Raw genomic sequence first — 24,472 nt, forward strand, 5'->3', positions numbered from 1 at the left:
TATGTCAATTACACTAGAAACATTAATCAACATAATACAAAGAATTCGGGAGTTAAGTCCTCCTAAAAGATGGTCTTTTTTTTCTTATTTCTTACTACCAATTTTTATTTTTCTTTATTGGATACCTACTACGGGAATATCAAATTTGTTGAGTGCAAATAATGATCAATTAATAGCGTATCCCCTTATTACCACAATTAATAATAATGGTTTAATAAAATCACAAGATGGTATTTTATTCTTAGTTGACAATTTTCAGTCAGAATTTGCTATTCCCACAAATAATGACTCCAATAAGATATGGACTTCATTAAGTAAAGATGCTCTCGATTTAAATAAGAATAAGTTTTTTATTGACAATAATTACCTAAAAGTTTCTTCTAATATTTTAGGTGAAATGAGTCCTTATGCAGTCATTATTAATGGAGTGAGGCCTAATACAGTGGTTTTACCAAGAGAAAAGAAAAATATTGAAGATTTTTACCCTACTTCAGTAGAAAGTAAATCCGTTTTACTATGGATTTTTATAGCTTCCATATTTGGGTTTGGATTATTAATCCCTGCTTCTGAAGTAAATTCTCTCTCTGTATAGAAACGCCGTAGTTAGTATAGAACACAAAAACATAAACCATAAATCGTTTATTGGCACACTAAATAATCTAAGCCCAGGATCATTTGGATATGACCAAGCGCCTATCTTAATTGCGAAATAATCCCAAGGGTATCCAATTAGTATAATTATAAGAGATACGTTTAAAGTTACTTTCAGACATTTAATTGACTTCACTTTAATTATAAGAAACACAAGTGTAAAAATTGTTAATGATATGTTAAATAGAAAATAGTTACTCATTTCTAAATATTTGAATGAGCATATAGCATACGATTGAATGAAGTAAGAACAATATGTATTCTTCTAAAGGTAAATTAAAAAATCTGAAATTTAACGTTTTACCTATAGGAAATGACCAAAGATTTAGATGTATCGCAATTTGATCAATAATAAACCAGAAAATAATCAAAGCAATAAATTTTAAAATTAATTGCTTATTCAAAAACTCTCTGAACTGAATAAAATTCTGTGCAATTATAGCGATTGTAATAAAGATTGCTATTTCAAGAAATATATATGATAGGTTATTATTCATTGAATATTATTAAGAAATAACAGTTAACCTTTAGTTATCCTTTGTTGAGGAAAACTAAGATTCAAGCATAATGAGTTCTTTACGCGGGTGTTTTAATTTTAGGATTTGTTTTTGTTTTGTGTTATTTACTTGAGTATAAATTTGCGTTGTCAGAATGGAACTATGTCCTAACATTGATTGGATATATTTTATATCAACATCTTTTTCGAGTAGCAATGTTGCAAAAGTATGTCTAAACATATGGGGAGTAATTTTTTTTTGAAAAGATGAATTTAATGCAAGGTTGCGAACTATGGTTCTTACAGATTGGTCAGATAACTTTTTACCTAATCTATTAATTAAAAAATATCCACCACAACCTTCGATTTTTTTTATAAATAATTTGTAGTAATCTTGTAATATTTTAAATGTTTCTTTATTACAAATATTTATGATTCTTTCCTTGTTTCCCTTCCCTTTAATTTTAATCAATCCGGAATAAATATTTACATTCTCTTTTTTAAGATCAGCAATTTCCGATACCCTCGCACCAGTAGCAAATAACAACTCTATTACAACAATATTTCTTAGTTTTTCTGCATAAGAATATGCTGTTTGACTACATTCTGAAGATATTTGCTTGTATGCGGTCTTAAAAATACTATAAACTTCAGTCTTATTCATGGCTTTAGGAAGTACTTTTGGTTCACGTATTTTGATTCTCATTTTTCTAAATGGATTTATTACTATTGCATCTTCAAATTCAAGATAATTGAACATTGCCTTAAGCACAGCAATTTTTCTTTTCACTGATTTCGGCCTTAACGCGGAAATAGAAATAAGATATTCTCTAAGTTCATGTTTTGTTATTTCAGAGATATCAACAGAGTAATCATTATTAATTAAGAAATTAAATAGTTGACTTAAATCAATTTTATATGACTTTATGGTTTTAGGACTTAAGTTTTTTTCGTAGATACAATGATTTATGAAATCATTTATGGCTTTGTTGATTTTAATCATAAGTTTTTAGGAAATTTGAATTGTAATTATGCAAAGTGTTTAATTTGGTATTGATTATTATTATAAGCTTATAATTGTAAAATTTATAATCGGTTATTATTAGCAATATCTTAATTCATTAAAACTGAACTTCCCATTATTCAAGCACCAATTGTTAAGAAATTATATTCGTAAAATAATTCGTTATCTTACGGAAGTAATATTAATTATGGAAAAAGGGCAAAAAGCAATCACTATGAAACTGAATTCAGGAGATAAGTATTCCCGCGGAAATATACTTTTTAAATTAAGGAATTTAAATTGTGATATAAATTAGCTTAAATCAACTGAAAAAGAAATAAGAGAATTAACCTTTTGCAAAATTAACTATTTAGAATCTTTCATAATTTTGATTTTAATTTAACTACACTTATCCCCATGGATATTATGGTTCAAGTAGAATTTTTACATACAAATACAATGAATTTTGATCCTTGAATAATATTTGGATCACTTTTTAAGGGGCATGTCAATCTAGATTAAAAGTGATATTCTAACTGGCATAAGAAGGTAAAACCTCTAGTAAGTCCCTTGAAGTAACGGATGGGTCTGTTCTTATAACTTTTTTATTATTTTCATCTATAACTGTTAAATAAATTTTACCAACATTTGGAATACTTACAAAGTATTTATATAATCCGCCTTCTATATGCTTAATAGCATAATCAGCAGCAACCGGTGACCAACCCATAAATTGATTTCTAAGGGCTACAATATCACCTAATTGATTTCTCTCGATTTTAATAATTTCTCGCTCTAGCATTGTGATGTTCAATTTTGCTAGTAATATACAATAAAATGATAAGTAGTGAATCAGTAGTACTACTGATTTAATAAAAAAATTATTTTTATATTTTTATATAAAATAATATTTAATAAATGAGATATTCACTAGAATAAAAATGGAACCAAAACATATATTCGACATATTTTTAAGCTTAGAAAATCCAGCGCTATATGCACTAATTTTTCTGATTGTCGTTTTGATTTTGGTATTATTAATAAAACGAGAATTTATACATCCTCTTGCTGTTAGAAAAAGGAAATTAGAATTGGAGAATGCAAAACTAACTGCATTATATTCTGAAGTTGATCCAGATCCAATAATAAGAATTAATAATTCATGGAATGTAATTGATATGAATAATGCAGCTAAAATTATTTTTGAAAATGAAAATCATTCAATAAAGAATATATTAGATGAATTGAAAGAGAATTTAAATGATCAAAGAAAGCATATTGTAAAAATTAATGATAATTATTATTCATCAACTATAAAAGAAATTGAAGAATTGGAATTTAAGCATATTTATTTACATGATATAACTCAAAGGAAAAGTTATGAAGAAAAAATCAAGAATTATCAAGAAAATTTAAAAATGCTAAGAACTAAAGTAGATACGGTAAATGAAGAGGAAAAGAAGAAAATAGGAGGAGAATTGCATGATAGTGTTGGGCATAGTATTTCACTTTTGAAAATTGATTTACAAAACATTATTGAAAAAGAGCAAATAGTTAAGGACAAAAATGCCTTCAAAGGATTATTTAATTCATTAGATGAACTAGCTCTGGAAGTAAGGGATATATCACATGAATTAAAACCTCCAATATTGAATGAATTTGGTCTATTACATGCTATTCAATCATTAGTCGACAAAATAAATACTAAAACAGATATTCAGGGTTATGTTAATTATAATACTGAATTTCGAATTGAGTATCAGGATATAGAAGTACAAATATATAGAATTTGCCAGGAAGCATTTACCAATATAGAGAAACATTCATGTTGTACAGAATTTAATATTGATTTTTATTTTCTGAATAAGTTACTACAAATATCAATTTCCGATAATGGAAATGGATTTGATTTAGAAACAAATTATGAAAAAAAATCACCTTCCTTAGGACTACTTAACATGAAAGAAAGAGCAGAATCAGTTGGCGGAACATTCGAAATAGACTCAATAATTAACATGGGAACATCTATAAACTTGGAGTTCAATTTCAATGAAAAATAAAATGATAAGAGTATTTATTGCAGATGATCACAATTTATTTAGAGAAGGTATTATCACACTTTTAGAGAAACAAAATGATATTATTGTGGTAGGAGAAGCTGAAGATGGATTTTCTTTGATTGCTCAGTACAATGAGAAAAAGCCGAATATTCTTTTAGCAGATATTTCGATGCCCGGAAAAAGTGGACCCGATGCAGTAAAATCAATTACAAATGGGAATAAGGATATTAAAGTTTTGTTTCTCTCACAACATACGAGTGATGATTATATTTATGCCGTTATTCAATCCGGCGGTAATGGATTATTAAGTAAAAATTGCATGAAGTCAGAATTGATTTTAGCCATTAAAACAGTAATGAAGGGAGAAAAATATTTTTTAGGAAAAACACAGAAAGAATTAGATGCTATAATGAATAGGTTTAACTTACTTAGTAAGAAAAAATCTAAAGAAAACACAGATGCATTAACAAAAAAGGAAAAAGAAGTACTAATTTTAGTTGGTGAAAATTACTCAAGTAAAGCAATCGCTGAAAAATTAAAAATATCAATCCGAACAGTTGATTCACATAGAATGAATATTATGGCAAAGTTACAATTAAAATCCTTACCCGGATTGATTGTTTTTGCGCGTGATTATGTTAGAGAGCAAAATACCGAAAATTTATGATTTATATATTTTTTTAATATTGATAAATGCATCCTCTTTTAAAACTATTAAAAAAATATGTATCAGAATTATTCCAATAATTCCAGCAAAATAAATATCCAATCCAATTTTTAAATCCCTAATAAATTGCATAAGATTAAAAATAATTAACAATTGATATAAGGTTAAAATTAAATATAAGATTCTAAATTCATCTTTTTGAACAAATTCTGTAATTAGTAACCTCAGAAATAAGAACATGATAATCACATTTATCATTAAAACAAAATACTGTTGTATTTTTACTGTTGAGTATTGATTTAATAATAAGATTAAAATTAAACCAAATAAAATATAAATCTTCCATTTTTTAATGAAAGATTTATTTGTGGAAAACAATATTAAATAAAAGATAGGTATCCAACTGGATTGCCCAGAAATTGAGAAAAATGTCCAGAGAACAAATCCAATTATATCATTTAATGCCAATAATCCAAAGAATATACTTAATGAACTTGATCGATATTTAAAAGCAGCAATTAAAATTGTAATTAATGATAAGTATTGTAAAATTTCAAAAAATTTCATTTAAGGACAACTTGGTGGACACGGGAATGATAATTCCAGTGTAAATTCACCATTTGAAATGGAAAAAACATTTTCTCTGTTTTCAAAATAAGTTTGTGTGCTGCCTCCCATAGTTAGAAGCTCAATCACTTTACTTTTACTATACATATGAAAGATTTCATTAGATTCATTATAATTTAAATTTGAAAAAAGTAAATTTCTTTGATCGCCTAAAACAACCAAATTATCTTTCTCTAATTTAAACATAACTTTATCACTTGTAGAATTCAACCATTCTTTTAAAATTGAACTTGAAACTGATTTACTTTCAAGCACTTTACCAAAATTAGCATTTGCTTCATCTAAAGGGAATATTTTACCAATCTCTTGGCCAAATGTTAAATTATTTGATAATGTAAATATGCAAAAAAATATAATGAATGAGATATTTTTGTTGAACATTGAAGACTCCTATTAATAGATTGTTAAAAACTTCGTAAATCTATCTTTGATGGAGTTTAATAACATCAGTAGTACTACTGATATTATCAGCTTAAGCAGAAATGATATAATTGTTAACTGTTTTAATTAAAAAAAAATAATTTTTTCGTAATATTTTTTTTTTGAAATGAATAAAACTAAGTAGTACTACTGATAAAATTTTAATTAAAGGCTAAAATTTTAATAATTAAGAAAAATATTTTGATTCTAATATTACTCAAAAGGTTTGAAAATAGATTAAAAATGAAAGATTTTTAATTTTGTGTATTCTAAAAGGTAAAATGAAAAAATTAAATACGAAAAAATAACTTTTTCCGTAGTACTACTGATTCATTAAAGTGTCATTTAGTTTATTTTATAATCAAATTTATTAGATAGGAATGAAGATATAAAAGAAACTTAATATTGGAGGAATTATGGCTGGTGCGTTTACCCATATGGCAGTAGCCTTTGAAGCGAAAAAAAACCTTTTTAGGTAATTCAGAATTTGCAAAATTATTCGAGAATTTCATAATTTTTTTACATTAAGTAGTATATGTCCCTATATACCATATCTTACATATTTAAGTGCCGATAATGAAGAAAAAAGTTTTGATTGGGCAAACTTTATGCATTATCATCAGACCGGAAGAATAGTAAGTATTCAATATACTTAGTTGAAGAAGGATCGAAAGAAATATTAGCTATGCAAGATTTGTATTGGTTGAAGAACTTGACTTTCAATTATAACAACAAACTTAAATTGAGAAATTAATCCATCAGTTTATGTACACAATTAGTCAAGTATATAAGTAAAGTAAAACGAAATACAAATTCAGAAATGAAATTTAGTTGGATTGCAGTAGCTACTTTGGAAATTGGAAACAAAATGAGAAGAATCAATAATTACAAAAAAACTACATTTACTTAAGAATATCAATAAAAATCGAATTAAATATCAAACAACATAAAGTGACATTACATTAATTTGGAGTCTCGGTTAGAAATAAATTACAACTAATTTTGATTTTATACTAATTAAAAATATTAGTAATATTAAATAAATAATATAAGATATTAATATATTTAATATTAAAAACTGTTTAATACATTTTAAATATAAAAATTAAGTAAATGCTATTTTAGTAATTTAATTTTGAGGTACTTTTGAAAGCTAAAATAAAATCAACTGTAGAAAATAATTTTACTGATCCTAATTTTGATGTGAATAAATTAGCAGAATTATTAGGGATTTGTAGAAATTACTTATATCTAACGTGTCAATTTGAATAAGACTGTTCCCCACATGAATATATTGAATTCTTTAGAATTCAAAAATCAAAAGAACTTCTCTTAAATGGATTAAAAATCATTGAGGTATGTAAAAAGTCAGGTTATAATAATAAAAAAACCTTTTATTCTGCATTTAAGCGGAAGTTAAAAATAACTCCAATCGAATTTGTTAGGAAAAACATATTAATTATTTCATTAGCTAATTTAATTTTGAACATTTCCATGTTACAAATTTACACTCCATTTTGAGTCTTGACAAGTACAAATTTAAATACATAAATTTAAAACATTATAATATATAAATAAAACAAATCATACAATTATGTATAATTATTGGAAATTACTAGTCGTCATTATATTATTTACATATGTAATAATATTTTATTTTAACAAAGATGCAAACAAAAAGTTTGATCTTGTTGACGATAGAATTTCTCATTTTAAAGTTGATAATCAATTTATAAAATTAAATGATTCATATAATAATACACAAAATCAGTATATAGCTCTTTTGTTGATGGAATACACTACTTGCTCGCCCTGCATATATGAAATTACAGAGTATTATAACTTTATAAAAATTACCAAAAATATAATTCCATATATCGTAATACATAATTGTCAATTTGAGGATGCGAAAAGATTAGTAAAAATAATTAATTCAAATTATAATTTCATGTATATAACAAGACTACCCGAAAATATTAATATAAATTCAAATAGTAATTCCATATTATTTATTAATACAAAAAGTAATCAAATATTTTGTAAAAGATTTTTACCTAATAGTATTATTAGTTCAACATCAAAAAAAAATGAATTTCTCAAATGGGTCCAAAATAAAATATGGACTCTTAATTCAAATAAATAAAATAAGGAGTTAATATGGAAAAAATCAAAAAGAGAAGTTTAAACATTGCGTTAGTTTTAGGATTTGTTTTATTCCTTTTTACATTCATAACTCAGACTTTCGCTTTAAGACAAGCCGCTTGTTATTTTTGTGATAATAATAAGTGTTTGCAAGCTAGTGGAAGTGGCTGGAGTGGGTGTACAACTGGGAATGAATCTTGTGGTTTTTACGGATCATCTTGTGGAAGTTAGTTAATACTTATAGTAAGAAAGCATCTATTGATGCTTTCTTTTTTATATAGGAGCCTTATGAAAATAAAAAATAATTTTGTTGTAACATTGATTTTTATTCAATTATTTATAAATTCAATTATTTATTTACAAAACGAAAAAAAAGTTAATTATGAAACTTTACTGACGATTGGCAAGGATGTTTTAGGGGATGTAGAGTATTTGTTTAATGATCCGAAATTTGTCTTAACAGATAAGGAAAATAATATTTATGTTGCTGAACGATCTGAACTAACAATAAGAGTTTTTGACCCAAATGGAAATTTTCTAAGGAGAATTGGAAGACGCGGTAGAGGTCCAGGAGAATTTTTAGATATTACGTTAATGTTTATAAATTCAGATGACGAAATAATTGTTTTTGATAATTTTAATGCCAAAATAAATTTCTTTAAAATTAATGGGGTATTTATTAAACAGATCACATTCAAATTTGATGATATTTTATGGCCAAGAAGTATTATTGAAAATAATAAACATTACTTATTAGGTTTTAAATTACCAAATATTAATGGCAGTTTTCATTTATTTAATAAAAACTTTTCTAAATCAAAAATTAAATTTCCCAATAAAATATTTAATGAAAGTGATGACAAGCTTGTGGATGAAATAATGTCATTAGCATTTAAAAACAGCTCTGTATTTTATAATAATAATACTATTATTTTAGCAAAGCACTTTTATGATGGAATTATATATATATTACAAGAGGAATCATCAGGATGGATAGTGAAGTCAAGAATTAAAGGTTTTGTAGGAAAACCATTTGCATATGAAAGAGTAAGTTCAAATAGTAATGTATATAATGATGATGGAGAGTTAATTTATGAGTTAGTGACACAATATGAAGGTGAGAAAATAATTGCAAATATTTTTAATGAAAGTTTTGGTTTTTTCAAGTTAAAAAATGGACATATTTTACACTTTACTAATGTTCTTAATAAAGGTCGAAAGTATTTAGGATTTGAACATTATAATAATAAATATAACTTAATTGAATATAACTATTTGGAATTTAAAAATTATGATCAAAATAAAGCTGTTTTCTTTGATAAAGAAATTGTATGGAAAGATAATGAAGATAATTTCTATTTAATAGATAGATCAAAATACCCTAAAATTCTAAAAATAAAATTAAAAATGTGACAATGTTTACAATATTCATTAGGATTTTTATATTTCTTGTTTTTTTTCTTTCTGGAACAACAAAATTATTAAATTCAGAAGGCGCTGAAAAGCTAATTAATATTTCGTTCAATTTCCCTTATAATAATTTAATAACAAAATATTTTATAATGATTTTATCAATTTTAGAACTATTATTATCTTTTCAAATCTTGATATTTAATAAAAAAAAAAATTGGATTTTTGCACTTGGATTAATTCTTATTTTTTCATTCTTTTTGGTTTGTGTATCATTATTTGAGATAAAGATTCCTTATTGTGGTTGTTTTGGATCTCTATTACCTGAAAATTCGATATTATTAACTATTATGCGCAATATAATATTAATTGTTCTAATCACAATTTATTTGCAAAAAATGAATAACAAGTAATATTTATTCTTTTGCTTTATAAATTATTTTAACATCGATTATTAAGTATAAAAAAGTAATAATACTTCTATTAACCTACTTATTATTTCATTTTATAATAAATATTAGCACTATTGTTAGTATTTATAATTTCTTTATAATTGCCCAACAATATTCGACTTATTTGAAAAAAAAGAATTCCTGCTTTAGAAAAACATTTTAATGTATCAAGTGATGTAATTAAATACAATAAATAGTGTATAGATTAGAATAATTTGTATCTAAATCATAATAAAAATGCATTAATTGAGATATATAAATGAATATATTAAAGAAAATATAAAAAAATTAAACTAATATTATTAAAAATAAACTATTTAATAAAATACATTTATAGTTAATATTATATTTACTAGAACAAAATTAAATATCCTAATTCTATGTTTAAGTTCCATGTTACAAATTTACACTCCATATTGAGTCTTGATTATTAAATAATTAAATAAGTAAATTCACACAGTAAGATTTTATACTTAGAAAATTATATAAGAGAAACAATGGAAATTGCTGAAAATAATTTTTTAAATAATGTAAAAAAAATTGACTATTCATTAACTTTATTCAACATAACTTATTATTGCATTGTCATAATTTTACTATTTAGTGGATTATCAAAAATCATTAATCCTTTACCTTTATTAGAAACTCTTGAACTTTTTTCTTTCTCAGAAGATCTAAATTTAATCGTTACACTACTATTGCCAATATTTGAAATTATTCTTGGGTTATTACTTTTATTTAAGATAAAGATTAAAACAACTTTACTTATAGTATCAATATTATTTTTATCTTTTGTTGCATTCAGTATATATGTAACAGTAATTGGAACTGATGGCGATTGTGGATGCTTTGGAAATGTAATTAAAAGTGAGTTTGGTTGGGGTATGATTATAAGAAACATCATTTTTTTTATTTTTTCAATAATATTATATATTAAACAAAAAAGTCTAAATAAATTAAATAGAAAGTTAGTTACTGAATTAATTAAATAAAAAATGTTGACTATAAAATCAATACTAATTCATTTACATTCAATAAGCCCATTTTACTTTGTATTATTTTTATTTCTTATTGATATCGTAATAAGATTTAATGTAATAAATAATTATAATTTTATTGAATGGTTAATTTACTTAAATAGTGTTTTATTCCTTAATGAGTTAATCAAAACACTAACAAAATTAAGTTATAATAAATATAAACATCCAAATTATATTTTCTTTTTTTGTGTAATTATATTACTTATTCTGCTTATTCTCCTAACTTTAATATCATATGGAGTTTATTTCTATTTTGGAATGATGCCTAATAAAGGAATTATCAAATATGTTATTAACGAACCACTTTCGACATGGTCACTTGTAAAAAATTATATTGAAAATTGGGAAATTTTATTAACAATTATTGGAATAAGTTTGTTCTTTTTTCTTTTCATTAACAATGCTCCCAAAATATATCTTGATAGAAAAAATTGGTTAGTAAATTTCGGAATTAGTTTATTTACTTTAGTTTCAATACTTAGCATTACTCAAAAATTTGACCAATGTGGTTTACCAGCTTCTCAGACTATAACCGCAGGCTTGGATTTCATTTTAATAAGTAATGAAGAAAAGAAAACAAAAACCTTAGTAAAAACCGGGAATATAAAAATTCCTAAACTCGATAAAACTGCGGATTTTAATGTTATTTTGATTATTAATGAAAGTGTTAGGCGTTCTGCTGTGCAAATATTTAATGATACATTAAAAACAACGCCTAATTTATTTGAATTTAAGGATAGACATAAAAATGATTTTTATCAGTTCAATTGGGCACGTACAAATGCAACACTTACTTTCCTATCAGTGCCATCAATTCTAAACGGATTATCGCCATTTGCAGATAAAAACCTATGGCTCGCTACTCCACTTTTTTGGGATTACGCAAAATCTATATCGCTGGAAACATTTTTAATTTCTTCCCATTGTTTTACGTGGGGAGGATGGAAAAACTATATGCTACAAAGTGAAAATTTAGATTATTATTATACAGAATGTGAATTTAACGATGAAAAGAATGACCAAATTAATCATCCTCTTGGAATTGGAGATGATAACATTTTTATTACCAAAACAATTAATCATATTGATTCATTATATAAATTGAAAAAACAATTTTGTGGTGTTCTTCACTTGTTTGGCCCCCATGCACCATATTGGTACAAGGCAGAAAATAGAAAGTTTACACGGAATTCAAGAGAAACAGATTATTTTAATTCTATATATGAGCAAGATTTATCGTTAAACAAATTGTGGAATTATCTGGAAAAAAATCAATTAATTGATAAAACAGTAATTGCATTTACTTCAGACCATGGAGAAGCATTTGGTGGCAGAAATATCAACGGTCATCTTACTAGTTATTTTGAAGAAACGATTGGAATACCATTATGGCTTTATATTCCCAACAATTTACTAAACGAAAATGAGAAAAAAATATTACAAAAAAATAGTAATAATAATGTATCAAATATTGATATACTACCAACTATTTTAGACCTACTTAATATACCAGTTGTTAAAGAGATAGATGAAAAAAATTATGGGAAATCTCTTTTACACCGGATGGATAAAAAAAGAGAAATCTTTATCACAAACTATAATAATATAAATTATTTAAGATTCGATAAAAGTTATTGTTTAATTACAGATTCATTGAAATATATTTATAAGAAATTCAATGAGAAATTAGAAATAAGAGTATATAATTTTCTTAAAGACCCAAAAGAAAAATTTAATTTGTTTAATAAAAAGATACCTATTGTTGATGAAAATACAACTTTGATAAATAACTTATAATTAGAAAATCGGATTAAATTAGATTAAATATAAATTTTATAAAAATTGCTTGGCCGAGCATAAAATAACATAAACTAAAATAGGAGACAATAATATGTCTGTACAAACTAAAAAAAGGTTTAAAAATGTTGGTAGAATTATAGGAATTTTACTGTTTGCAACAATTATGTTAACTAATATTAAGGTTGCATTATTAAGTGATGAAGAAATCATGAAAGGTGATTTAAATTTACTTGGCTATAATATTGAATTATTTTCACCAGCTGCAGCAGAAACAACATCAGCCTCATGTGGTGATATTTGTACTTCACAGCCTAACCAAATTTGTACTTATCTTATTTCAGTTGGCTGGTGTTTTGGTAATTTTAGATAAGGAAGAAAGGCTAGTATATTTAAATACTAGCCTTAATTTTTTGAATGAGGGAAAGAGAATGAGAAACTGGAAATAATTGTATATAACTTTCTTGAAGACCTAAATGAAAAATTCAAATTGTTTAATATAAATGTTCCTAATGTTGATGAAACTTCAATTTTAATTAATAATTTAAAATTTAAAAATGTTACTAAATTAGATTAAGTATAAATTAATAAAGCCTGATTGGCAAAGCAAATAAACATCATTATCAAAAATAGGAGATAATAATATGTCTTTACAAATTAAAAAAAGGTTTAAACATGTTGGTAGAATTATGGGAATTTTACTTTTTGTAACATTTATGTTTACTAATATTAAGGTTGCATTATTAAGTGATGAAGAAATCATGAAAGGTGATTTAAATTTACTTGGCTATAATATTGAATTATTTTCACCAGCTGCAGCAGCAACATCGACAGAATTATGTCGAGATATTTGTACGCCTGCTCCTAATGAAATATGTACTTATCTCTTGTTTAATGGTTACTGCATTGGCCGTCCTATATAATATTTTAGAATGTGAATTTGGTTAGTATATTTAAATATATTAACCAAATATTACTTTAGGAGGAAAAAGTTTAATGAGAAAATTAAGACAAGATATATTTTACTTTATTGTTATTATACCAATTTTATTAAATACTTGTACGGAAAATTCAAATAGTAAAAAAGTTGGTATGGAGAATAATGAAACTAGACCTATACAATTCGGAAAGACAAAAAAGGAATTAGTATTTACTTTTAATAAGGTAGATGATGATGATTCACAAAGAAAAATATCAGAAATAAATTTGAATTCTAAATTAGAAATTGGTGGAATAGACACAAATTTATTTCTTTATCCTTCAAATGTAAGAATTGATGAGAAAAAAAACATTTATATCGTAGACAATCTAGATTGCTCGGTTTCAAAATTTGATAAATCCGGAAACTTCATTACAAAATATGGTAGGAAAGGAAAAGGTCCAGGAGAATTTGATAATGCCTTTTATTTTGACGTAACACAAGATGGTAAGGTTGCTATTGTTAGTCCTAATGACTTTAAATTTACTGTATTTGATAATGATAAAATGTTTGAAGTTAAAGATAAAAATAGCCCAAATAGATTGTGTTTCTTTTCATCAGAAGAAATAATTATCTTTCAATTATTTGATCCAATTACCACATCACCAATTGTAAAAGTTAATTTTAAAAATAGAGAATTATTCGAATATCAAAATATTTTAAGTAAAAAAACATTTGGAGGAGAAAATTTTGGAATGCTACCTTTACTCTTAGGTGATATACATAATTATAATAAAAACCAAATTGTTTACATTGCTCGAGTTCTGGGTTATATTATTATTTATAATGAAACCGGAAAAATTTCAAAAGTCTTTAAACAACTAAATAAGTCTAAAACTCCTGGTTATGAAAGAATTGAGAGCAAGAATAAAGATATGGATTCACCAATTATTAGATTCCCGCGTCGAGAAGAACTACTATTTAGATGTACTAATGTTTACAAAGACAATCTATATATTTTACTTGAAATGGAAGATGAAAACTCCGAGGAGTTTATTGTAGACATCTATTCTTTACAAGAATGTAAATATAAAAATTCAATCATTCTGAAAGGATTTGGAGATATTATTGGGACATACTTTACGGATAAAGAATTATATGTTATTAAAGGAAACACAGAACTTGAAGTTTTAGAATATATAATTATAGATGAGTAGATTATGAAAACGAAAATTTATAAATATGGATTTTGGTTATTATTATTAGTTTCGCTAACATTATTTAATTTATGGCGTATTTCTAAAAACCGTTCAGAAAAAGAAATATTAAAGTATGAGGAAAAAAACAAATTCAGGATATCTTCACTTATAAATATTCATGCAACAGGAAGAATTGATAAAGTTGTTGGTAAAAACGTTTTAAACATGGGAAAAAAGACGGATCTATTTCTTAATAAAAGTATTGCTATTTTGCTTTCTGAGTTTAGATGTAATAATTGCCAAGAAAAAGAACTTTTAAGACTAAATTCATTGCAAAAAAAATTAAAAACTTATGGAATTGAAATAATTGGGATTACTACACAAGCAAAAAAAAATATGACTGCCATTCAAAAAAAAAAATTAAAGTTAAATTTTCCTATTTATTGGGTTGATGATACAACGTTTAGTGAAATATCTGTTAGTAATGACTACCCTCAAATAATTTATGTAAAAAGTAAAATTATTCAATCAAGTTTTATTCCCATTCCGTTAGATGATGAGTTTTCAGAAATTTATTTTGATTTTTTTCTTAAAAAAATACATGGATAGTTGACATTTATTATCATTTTATCAAAATTTAATAAAAAGTATTTTAAATAAATCGATTAGTATTTATTAATTTTTCTTATACCTTAATGACAGCAAATTACATTTAAAAATATGATTTACCTGTGTTGCTAATAATGTTTTATACATAGTAAAAACTATGATTGCCAAATTATTAAAAATTAGTCGCATATTTTAATTGGCGTTACATATTACTTACAAATAGATTTGAAAAACTTAATACTGAATTTCTAGAAAGAGAATTTAGAAAATAAAAGAATAAAAAAAATAATTTATAATAATAATAATATCTAATTTATATAATTACATAATTATTTAAATTCAAATTTGGCTATTGTTAAAACATCCATATCCCGTCCAGTAACAATAACTATGCTATTCATTGGTATAGCATTCGTGGGTATTTATTCTTTTTCAAAATTGGGTATTGATCTTCTTCCAAACCTTACTCTACCTCATTTGGTTGTTCACACAACATATCAGAACTCTACACCAGAAGAAATAGAAAAACTTGTTACCGAACCTTTGGAATCAGCAATTGGAACAGTAACAGGCGTTAAGAAAATAAATTCAATATCAAAAGAAAGCATATCGGTTATTTCAATTGATTTTCTTTGGGGAACAAATATGGATATGGCTGTGCTTTCCCTAAGAGAAAAACTTGACAATATCAGATTTGCTTTGCCCAAGGATACTGGTAGACCAACAATTATAAGAGCTGACCCATCTTCTGAACCGGTTCTTAGTTTAGCATTGACGTATAGACTTAAATTAAAAGAAGATAGATGGAAAGCGAGTAAAAATGGAAGCCATGTGTCTGAATCAGCAATACGGTATGTTGATCATGATTCACCGGAATATGATATAAAACGATTAATTGACTTAAAAGAGGCAGCAAGAGTTATATTTAGAAGAAGATTTGAACAATTAGAAGGAGTTGCTCAAACAATCGTTACAGGTGGTTTGGAAAGGGAAATTTTAGTTGAGGTTAATCCACAGAAATTAACTTCCTACAATATTTCATTCAACGATATTGAATCAGCATTAAAATCCGCAAATATAAATATGCCTGCCGGTTCAATAATGAATGGATTATTTAGATATTCTTTAAGAACATTGGGTGAATATGACAATATAAATGAAATAAAGAAAACCCTCATTAGTTACAAAAATAATAGAGCAATATTATTAAGTGATATTGCCGATGTGAAAGATAACTTTAAAGAACGAGATGGTTTAACGAGATTGGATGGCTCTGAAACAGTTGGATTACTTATTTATAAAGAATCTGGTTCAAACACAGTTTCAATTTCCAAAACAATAAAAGAAACAATAAAAACATTAGAGAAAGAATATCCAGAATTTAAATTAATTGTAGTTTCTGATCAGTCTGGTTTTATTGAGAATGCAATTGCTAACGTAAAACAAGAAATTCTATATGGGGGTATTCTTGCAGTATTTGTTTTATTCTTTTTTCTCGGAAATTTACGCAACGTATTTATTATTGGCATAACAATTCCTGCTTCACTTGTTCTAACAATATTACTTATGTATTTATTTCAAATAAATTTCAATATTATTTCACTTGGCGGTATTGCCGTCGGTGTCGGTATGCTTTTGGACAACGCAATAATTGTTATTGAAAATGTTGTTAGGTATAGAGAAGAGGGATTATCAATTCACCAAGCCGCTCTTAAAGGTTCGAGTGAAGTTTCAATGCCGATAGTAGCCGCAACACTTACAACTATTGCAGTATTCTTACCATTGATATTTGTTAAGGGAATTGCCGGTGAATTATTTAAGGATCAATCTTATGCAATAGCCTTTTCGTTGACTTCATCAATAATTGTTGCACTTACGTTAATTCCAATGCTGGCATCAAGGAAGAAATATTTTTCTTTAAATAAAGATCAAAGAAAGGAATTTATTTTAATAGAAAAAGGAAATCGTTCAAATATTTTTATAAGTATAATATATTGGATAAAATTTCCATTTCAGCTAATAATTAAAACCATACAGTTAATTTTATTAAATGTGTTCATTTATTTATCAGAAAGATTATCTTTTTATTTCAATAAATTTTATAAGATTTGTAATCGCTGGCTTGATAAATTAATAGTTAAATATGAAATACTCCTTGAGTGGTCACTAAATAACAAAAAATTAGTTCTCTCAATAACTGCTTTTTTACTTTTCATAACAATATTGGCAGGAATTGATATAAAAAAAGAATTTATTCCCGCATATGAACAAGATGAATTTATTGTTGAATTAATTTATCCAAAAGGTACTTCGTTAAAAGGCAATGCATATTTAACATCGGAAATAGAAGAAAAAATATTAAATATTCCTCAAGTGAAGAATATTGTCTCAAATATAGGACGTGTAAATGAATTTGATTTTATTAACAAAGAACAACAATCTGTCAACAAATCAAATCTGATTGTTAAGCTTGATTCGTATAAAAGTTTTTATAAAGTTATTTCAATACTAAAGCAAGTATTTAAGAATATAGGTATCACTAAATATTCTTTTAAACATATAAAAACAACTTATTCTGAAATTATTCAACCTTCAGAATATGATATTGAAATAAAAATAAAAAATAAAGACTTAGATATAGCTTATTCAACTGCCAATGAATTGACTGAATCTTTAAACAATAATAAAATTGAGGGAGTAACAAATATAAGAATGGGGGATAATAAAGGAATTTCTGAATATAATTTAACAATTGATGAGAAAAGGTGTAATGTATATGGCTTAACAACAGATGAAGTATCAAATAGAATTTGTTATTTAGTTAAGGGTAATGAAGCAACTTTATTTTCTGATTTTGATAAAAAGATTGCAATAAATATAAAAACAAAAAGTAAAGCTCGTGATGATATCAGTAAAATCTTAAGTCAATATATAATTAAAGGTAATACAAGTATACAGATTAAAGAATTAGTTGATGTAAATTTAAAGAACAGTTTTAGTCAAATTCGAAGAGAAGATCAAAGCCGAACAATCTTTATTTATGCAGATATTAATAATATTAGTGTTGATGATGCAGTGGATAAACTTCAAAAACAAATTGGTAAATTACCTAAAATAAAAGATCAAACAATTATTATTGGCGGTGCAAATGAAGAACTGCATAGTTCATTTTCCCAACTGTTTATTGCATTATTAATATCAATATTTTTAATGTATATGGTTCTAACAATGGAATTTGAATCTTTTTTATTTCCTTTTATAATAATTATTGCAGTCCCTTTGGGATTGATTGGTGGTATTTTATCTTTATATATTTTAGGTGAAAGTATAAGTATAATATCAATTATGGGATTAATTATTTTAGTTGGTATTGCTGATAATGATGCGGTTGTAAAAGTAGAATTTATTATAAGGAAAAGAAAAGAAGGATTAAATATACATGATGCAATATTGCAAGCTGGTAAAGAAAGATTTAGACCAATAGTGATGAACTCTATGACAGTTATCTTTGCTCTAATTCCAATGATAATAGGTGTGGGAGCTGGAACTCAATTAAGAATATCTCTTTCGTTGGCTGTTGCTGGCGGACTTTTCTCCGCAACTTTTTTAACATTAATAGTAATTCCGGTTTTATATACTTATTTGGAAAGATGGTCAAAAAAAAGAATTTTAAACTGATATTTTATTTTAAGATTATAGAATTAAATATTTAGAATTTAGAAGTGAGTATTTTATGAAAATTTCAAATAAAATTATTTATATCATTGTTACAATAATTCTCTTATCATTATTTGTTTATTCAGTTATACCGAATCAAACAAACGAAGAAACAGAGGCAAATTCTTATAATGTAGATTATAATAAACTTGATGAAATAATTTTTAATGTTAAAACAACTAAAGTATTTAAAGGTGATTTGGTTCAGACGATTACTGCAAATGGAATTGTTCGTGCCGAGAAAGAATTGGATATAACATCGAATATTAATGGCATTATAAATGAAATAAATATTTATGAAGGGAAATATGTTAATAAGAATGAGGTTTTAATTTCTTTTGATGATAGAGAGTATAAAGTTGATTTAAGAGAAGCAGAAGAAAGGATTATTGAAGCAAAAGTTAGTTATGGATTGCTTATAAAAGATGCACCAGCTGATACAGTTGGCAATATAAAACAAATTGAAATTGAAAAAAAATTAAAAAAATTAGAAGAAGATTATACAAACAATCAAATAGCTGAAAATGAGTACTTAAAATTAAAAGAAGACCTTGAAATGAAGCTAATATTTACGGGAGCCAAACGAGAAGAATTAATACTGAACAAAAGCGGTTATAATGCAGCCATTAATCAAATTGATCGTGCTAAATTAAATTTGGAATATACAAAAATTAAAGCTCCATTTAGCGGAGTTATAGGCAATTTCGATTTAGTAGTAGGGCAAAGAAGCACTGCCGGCAATACTCTTTTCAAATTATTCAGTTCAAGCATAATGCAAATTTCTATAGATGTTTTGGAAAGTGAATTAAATAAAATTAAGATTGGCAATAAAGCTGAAATTGAAATACCTGCCTTTCAAAGTGAAAAATTTATTGGCAAAGTTGAAAGAATAAGTCCTTATATAGATACTGAAAATAGAACATGTAAAGTAATTATTTCGTTAAAAAATATTGATCATAAGGTAAAACCAGGAATGTATGTAAATGTTAAAATTACTTCAAACATTTTAACCACAAGAAATTTAATCCCAAAAGAAGCATTGTTAAATAGAGATAAAAGAAATTTAGTGTTTACGGTTGAAGATAGTTTGGCTAAATGGAAATACGTTGATATTGGGGAACAAAACGATGAATATATTGAAATATTAAATGGAGTTGAAGCTGGAGAAAATTTAATCATAGAAGGACAATTTAATTTAGCTCATGATTCTAAAGTTAGAATAATTAATTAGTCAATCATGAAAAAGATTTTCTATATTTTCTTATCTCGTCCCGTTACGGCGTCAATGCTTTTTTTTTCAATTATAATTTTAGGATTAGTAGCATCATTTAATTTGCCTCTTGAACTTTCTCCGCATGTTGAATTTCCCAAATTGACAATTAGTTTTTCCTGGTCAAATGTATCACCAGAAACAATTGAAGCTTTTGTTACTTCACCAATTGAATCTGAACTCGCCGGAATTAGGGGAGTAAAAAGCATTAATTCTAATTCTTCGCAGGGTTCTGCCTGGATAACCGTGGAGTTTTATCCAGATATAAATATGGATTTTGCAAGAGTTGAAATTAATGAGAAAATTTCCGCATTGAAAGATGAATTGCCTTATGGTATTTCACCGCCAAGAGTTTCATCATATATACCAGATGATTTTAAAGATTTACAAGGATTTATAACATATTCCGTATCAAGCAATGAAAGTGCAAACGCTACAAGGAAATATGTGAAAGAAAATTTGCTTTTTCCGCTTAGGTCGATTTCAGGTATTTCAGATGTTTCAATAAGAGGCGGAAACGAAAGAGAAATTAATATAGAAATCGATTATGAAAAAGTTAAAAATTTGGCAATAACTAATGATGAAATCTCGAAGAGTATAGCTGGTATTGAAAATATGCAATCCCTAGGTAAAATAACAAAAGATGGTAAACAGTATTTTATAAAAGCCAATAATTCAGTTACCAGTATTGAAAAAATTAGCAATCATACGGTAAAGATTTTTACAAACGGTAAAATTATTAAATTAAAAGATATTGGTTCAGTTTTCGATGACTTCAAAGAAACAAGCAACTATTATCGAATAAATGGAAAAGAAACTATATCATTGGTTATCAATCGAGAAGAAGGTTATAATGCATTGGATGTTGCAAAAAAGGTATATGAAAAAATTACGGAACTAAAATCTAAATTACCCGCAGATTATATAATATTGAAAGAAATTGATAAAAGTGAATCAATACGCGAGGAAATAAGGGAATTAACAAAAAATGCGGTTTATTCATTTATAATTATTGTAATCGTATTACTTCTAATATTTCGTTCAATTAAAATTTCACTAATAATATCGGTATCGATTATTTTTTCATTATTCTTTTCCTTTTTACTTTTTTTCCTTTTTGATATACCGCTAAATATTATTACCATTTCTTCTTTTATACTTGGTTTTGGTTTTATGGTAGATAATTCGATAGTTGTCGTTGATTTTATTGAACAACATTATTCTAATGATGGTATAAAACGGCTTTCAATTTTATTAACAAAGATATTTAAACCTGTTTTTGCGGCAACATTAACAACGGTTGCAGTTTTTATTCCATTGCTTTTTTTAACGGGTGAGCTAAAGCTGTATTTTGAACAATTTGCATTAGGAATAATATTTACACTGTTTGCCTCGTTGGTCGTTTCTTTTACAATAATTCCAATGCTGGTTATTAAATATCACAAAAAACTAAAAAATTCCAGTGCTGTTAAGAAGATAACAATTTGGGATAAAAGTTATTGTTTAATTGAGAGGTTTATTTTCCACTGGAAAAAAATGAGTCTTATTTTATTGATTCTAATTATTGGATTGCCTGTATGGCTTATTCCCACTAGGCTCGAAGAATCAGCTTTTGCTCCAATATACAATTCAATTTTCGATACTGAAACTTACAGTGAAATCAAACCGTACTTAGACTATGCCTTAGGAGGCAGTTTAAATTTATTTTTTAATCATATTAATAGGGGAGAACCCTGGCAGTTTGGAGAAGAAACATATATTTATGTTAGACTGGAATTGCCCAATGGAAATAAAATCGACAGAATTAATAAACTGACGAAAGATTTTGAGAAAGAAATTTTAAGATATAAAGATAATATTAAAACACTCATAACTAACGTATATGATGAAGAAAATGCAAATTTGAGAATAGATTTCAACAGCAAACAAGGTCAAACGGCATTTCCATATATGTTAAAAAATTATTTGACCTCTTACGCAACCCGATTAGGCGGATTAAATGTTTCCGTGTATGGTTTTGGTCCGGGCTTTTCAAATGCGGGCAGTTCATTTAGTAATTTTTCCGTTATATCCAAGGGTTTTAATTATCTCAATACAAGAAAGCTGGCGGAAGATTTTAAGTCGCGATTAATCCAAAATCCCAGAATAGATAATGTTGATATTGATAAATCTGAATATTTTTGGGATAAAGATACTTATGAAATTATTGCAAAAGTAAAAAGAAAAGAACTTGCAGGTTTTAATATTTCACCAGATGAAATTATTAGTACTATTGCAAAAAACACCGAGGGCAACTTAAGCTGGAATACATTTCGGATGGATAATGACGAAGTGGAGTATAATATAAAATTCTCCAATTATAAAAATATTCAACTTAACGAATTAGAGAATTTATTTGTTGTTATTAAAAACAGCAGTTTGTTAAAGGTTAAAGATGTAATGGATTTTGAAGTAAAAAAAGTTCTTTCGTCAATTAATAGGGAAGATCAACAATATATACGCTATATAACTTTTGATTACAAAGGTCCATTTAAATATGGAGATGAATTTATAAAATCAGTTATTTCAAAAATGAATATTAAAGAAGGGTATTCACTTGCTCAAAGAGAATTTTCTTTTCGATTCGGAGAGGAGGAAGAAGTTGAAGTTTGGAATATTTTATTCTATGCAGTAATCCTAATATTTATGATTACTGCTAGTCTATTTGAATCATTAATAAAACCGATTTTAATTATAACCGCAATACCATTTGCTATTATTGGTACTTTTTTTCTTTTTTATTTTACTGATTTAAATCTGGATAGAGGTGCTTATGCAGGTATTCTTTTGCTTATTGGACTTGCAGTTAATAACTCGATTATTTTAACTGATTATATTTCAAAGAATAAAAATGTTCTTGATTTTAACGAGATTATTAAGTTATCCTCACAAAGATTGCGTCCAATATTTACAACAACACTAACTACTATTGCCGCTTTAGTACCTTTGTTGATTAGGTCAGAAGCTACTTTTTGGCGAAGTCTAAGTTATAGTGTTTTGGGAGGACTATTATTATCATCAATTGTTGTAGTTTTGTTTATACCTATATTTTATTATTTAATTTCAAGAAACAAAAAAACAATTAAATTGTATTATTCTCATAATTAACTCATATAGTTATTTTATAATAATCTGATAAAAATTTTTATATATATTTTTTTTCAAATTTATTAGTTTCATATTTATTTTTAGATCACTTCTAAGGTGAAATGTAAATTATCATAAATCATTAAATAATTTTATTCCAGCAGATGTTTATTTTGGAATAAATATAAAAATTGAAAAAAAATAAATAAAATAAAAAGTAGGAAATTAGGACTAAGAAAAAAAATGAATTTATTTCCAGATTAATTATTTTTATTCATTAAGAATATTTAAATCTGCCTATTAAAATATTAATACTTCTGTCCATTTTCTTTTGAAGACTTACAGTTTTTTTTTTAATTTCATCATTCAGAAATTATTTCAGTCATATCCATCCAAATTTATTACGCTTTGATTTCTCCATTGTGGCTTTAACTCGTTCTCCGGTAAGGTCTCTTTCAAACTCAGCTAAAGCGAATATCATCGTAAACCATTTATTCCAGTAGGGGTTGAGGTATCAATATTTACATTGTAAGGAAAAAACAAACATCTAAAGTTTTAAATTCCACAGAGCATCCACATTCTCTTTGGTTGATTAAGCTAAGCAGTCAAGCTTCCAAACTCACACAACATCACATTTTCTTTTTCTTACATCATCAAACATCTTGAGATAGTTTTCCTGGTCGCTTTTACTACCGGACCCATAGTCAACATACTCTTTAACTATTTTGAATTTCCGGGCTTTAGCATAATATCGAAGATCCTCAATCTGCATTTCCGGATTTTGGTCTCGAGTGGAAACTCGGGAGTAGATAAGGGCTTTTTTCATATATCCAAAATATTAGAAAATTCCAAAAAAGACAAGATTTA

Annotated in this window: 20 protein-coding genes; 16 read left to right on the forward strand and 4 right to left on the reverse strand. The window is 25.9% G+C overall.

The annotated features are described in order from the left end of the window. The first annotated feature begins 1 nt into the window (after position 1). Positions 2–592 carry a hypothetical protein gene (locus IPM32_09105; protein ID MBK8945412.1) on the forward strand — a complete coding sequence of 197 codons (591 nt, stop codon included), beginning with the start codon at positions 2–4 and terminating at the stop codon, positions 590–592. A gap of 610 nt (positions 593–1,202) precedes the next feature. Here IPM32_09105 and IPM32_09110 read toward each other — a convergent pair. After that, positions 1,203–2,150, reverse strand: a complete 948-nt coding sequence (locus tag IPM32_09110; protein ID MBK8945413.1) for a tyrosine-type recombinase/integrase — start codon at positions 2,148–2,150, stop codon at positions 1,203–1,205. A 532-nt stretch (positions 2,151–2,682) separates the two neighbouring features. Next, positions 2,683–2,952 carry a hypothetical protein gene (locus IPM32_09115; GenBank protein ID MBK8945414.1) on the reverse strand — a complete coding sequence of 90 codons (270 nt, stop codon included), beginning with the start codon at positions 2,950–2,952 and terminating at the stop codon, positions 2,683–2,685. Between the two features lie 139 nt (positions 2,953–3,091). On the opposite strand from IPM32_09115, the gene IPM32_09120 reads away from it, so the two are divergent. Together IPM32_09120 and IPM32_09125 are read left to right on the forward strand one after the other, a co-directional pair. Then, on the forward strand, positions 3,092–4,210 hold the full coding sequence (locus IPM32_09120; GenBank protein MBK8945415.1) for a hypothetical protein: 1,119 nt from the start codon (positions 3,092–3,094) through the stop codon (positions 4,208–4,210). Next, positions 4,200–4,877, forward strand: coding sequence for a response regulator transcription factor (locus tag IPM32_09125; protein ID MBK8945416.1), 678 nt, complete (start codon positions 4,200–4,202; stop codon positions 4,875–4,877). The genes IPM32_09120 and IPM32_09125 overlap by 11 nt, the downstream gene beginning before the upstream one ends. Before the next feature lie 567 nt (positions 4,878–5,444). On the opposite strand, the gene IPM32_09130 is transcribed toward IPM32_09125, so the two are convergent. After that, on the reverse strand, positions 5,445–5,885 hold the full coding sequence (locus IPM32_09130) for a hypothetical protein (protein MBK8945417.1): 441 nt from the start codon (positions 5,883–5,885) through the stop codon (positions 5,445–5,447). Between the two features lie 1,332 nt (positions 5,886–7,217). On the opposite strand from IPM32_09130, the gene IPM32_09135 reads away from it, so the two are divergent. From IPM32_09135 to IPM32_09195, 13 genes are all read left to right on the forward strand, one after another. Next, the gene (locus IPM32_09135) at positions 7,218–7,445 is read left to right on the forward strand and encodes a hypothetical protein (protein MBK8945418.1); all 228 of its coding nucleotides are present in this window, start codon (positions 7,218–7,220) and stop codon (positions 7,443–7,445) included. Between the two features lie 636 nt (positions 7,446–8,081). Beyond that, entirely contained in the window at positions 8,082–8,297 is a 216-nt protein-coding gene (locus IPM32_09140; protein MBK8945419.1) for a hypothetical protein, read from the forward strand. A gap of 57 nt (positions 8,298–8,354) precedes the next feature. Further along, the gene (locus tag IPM32_09145; protein MBK8945420.1) at positions 8,355–9,479 is read left to right on the forward strand and encodes a 6-bladed beta-propeller; all 1,125 of its coding nucleotides are present in this window, start codon (positions 8,355–8,357) and stop codon (positions 9,477–9,479) included. 2 nt (positions 9,480–9,481) lie between these two features. After that, positions 9,482–9,889 carry a hypothetical protein gene (locus IPM32_09150; GenBank protein ID MBK8945421.1) on the forward strand — a complete coding sequence of 136 codons (408 nt, stop codon included), beginning with the start codon at positions 9,482–9,484 and terminating at the stop codon, positions 9,887–9,889. 536 nt (positions 9,890–10,425) lie between these two features. Next, a complete protein-coding gene (locus IPM32_09155) occupies positions 10,426–10,920 on the forward strand; it encodes a methylamine utilization protein (protein MBK8945422.1) in 495 nt (164 codons plus the stop codon). A gap of 306 nt (positions 10,921–11,226) precedes the next feature. Beyond that, on the forward strand, positions 11,227–12,765 hold the full coding sequence (locus tag IPM32_09160; protein MBK8945423.1) for a sulfatase-like hydrolase/transferase: 1,539 nt from the start codon (positions 11,227–11,229) through the stop codon (positions 12,763–12,765). 94 nt (positions 12,766–12,859) lie between these two features. Further along, positions 12,860–13,138: a hypothetical protein gene (locus tag IPM32_09165; GenBank protein MBK8945424.1), complete on the forward strand. Its 279-nt coding sequence runs from the start codon at positions 12,860–12,862 to the stop codon at positions 13,136–13,138. Positions 13,139–13,409: 271 nt separating this feature from the next. Beyond that, positions 13,410–13,688, forward strand: a complete 279-nt coding sequence (locus tag IPM32_09170; GenBank protein MBK8945425.1) for a hypothetical protein — start codon at positions 13,410–13,412, stop codon at positions 13,686–13,688. Between the two features lie 73 nt (positions 13,689–13,761). Continuing rightward, on the forward strand, positions 13,762–14,901 hold the full coding sequence (locus IPM32_09175; GenBank protein MBK8945426.1) for a 6-bladed beta-propeller: 1,140 nt from the start codon (positions 13,762–13,764) through the stop codon (positions 14,899–14,901). 3 nt (positions 14,902–14,904) lie between these two features. Beyond that, positions 14,905–15,492, forward strand: coding sequence for a hypothetical protein (locus IPM32_09180; GenBank protein MBK8945427.1), 588 nt, complete (start codon positions 14,905–14,907; stop codon positions 15,490–15,492). Between the two features lie 390 nt (positions 15,493–15,882). Further along, positions 15,883–19,170, forward strand: coding sequence for an efflux RND transporter permease subunit (locus IPM32_09185; GenBank protein MBK8945428.1), 3,288 nt, complete (start codon positions 15,883–15,885; stop codon positions 19,168–19,170). A gap of 55 nt (positions 19,171–19,225) precedes the next feature. Next, positions 19,226–20,440, forward strand: a complete 1,215-nt coding sequence (locus tag IPM32_09190; GenBank protein MBK8945429.1) for an efflux RND transporter periplasmic adaptor subunit — start codon at positions 19,226–19,228, stop codon at positions 20,438–20,440. A gap of 6 nt (positions 20,441–20,446) precedes the next feature. After that, a complete protein-coding gene (locus IPM32_09195) occupies positions 20,447–23,626 on the forward strand; it encodes an efflux RND transporter permease subunit (protein ID MBK8945430.1) in 3,180 nt (1,059 codons plus the stop codon). Positions 23,627–24,224: 598 nt separating this feature from the next. Here IPM32_09195 and IPM32_09200 read toward each other — a convergent pair. Then, positions 24,225–24,431 carry a recombinase family protein gene (locus IPM32_09200; GenBank protein MBK8945431.1) on the reverse strand — a complete coding sequence of 69 codons (207 nt, stop codon included), beginning with the start codon at positions 24,429–24,431 and terminating at the stop codon, positions 24,225–24,227. Between the last annotated feature and the right edge of the window lie 41 nt (positions 24,432–24,472).

This window comes from Ignavibacteriota bacterium, from assembly GCA_016716225.1.
In the GTDB taxonomy this organism is placed as follows: domain Bacteria; phylum Bacteroidota; class Ignavibacteria; order Ignavibacteriales; family Melioribacteraceae.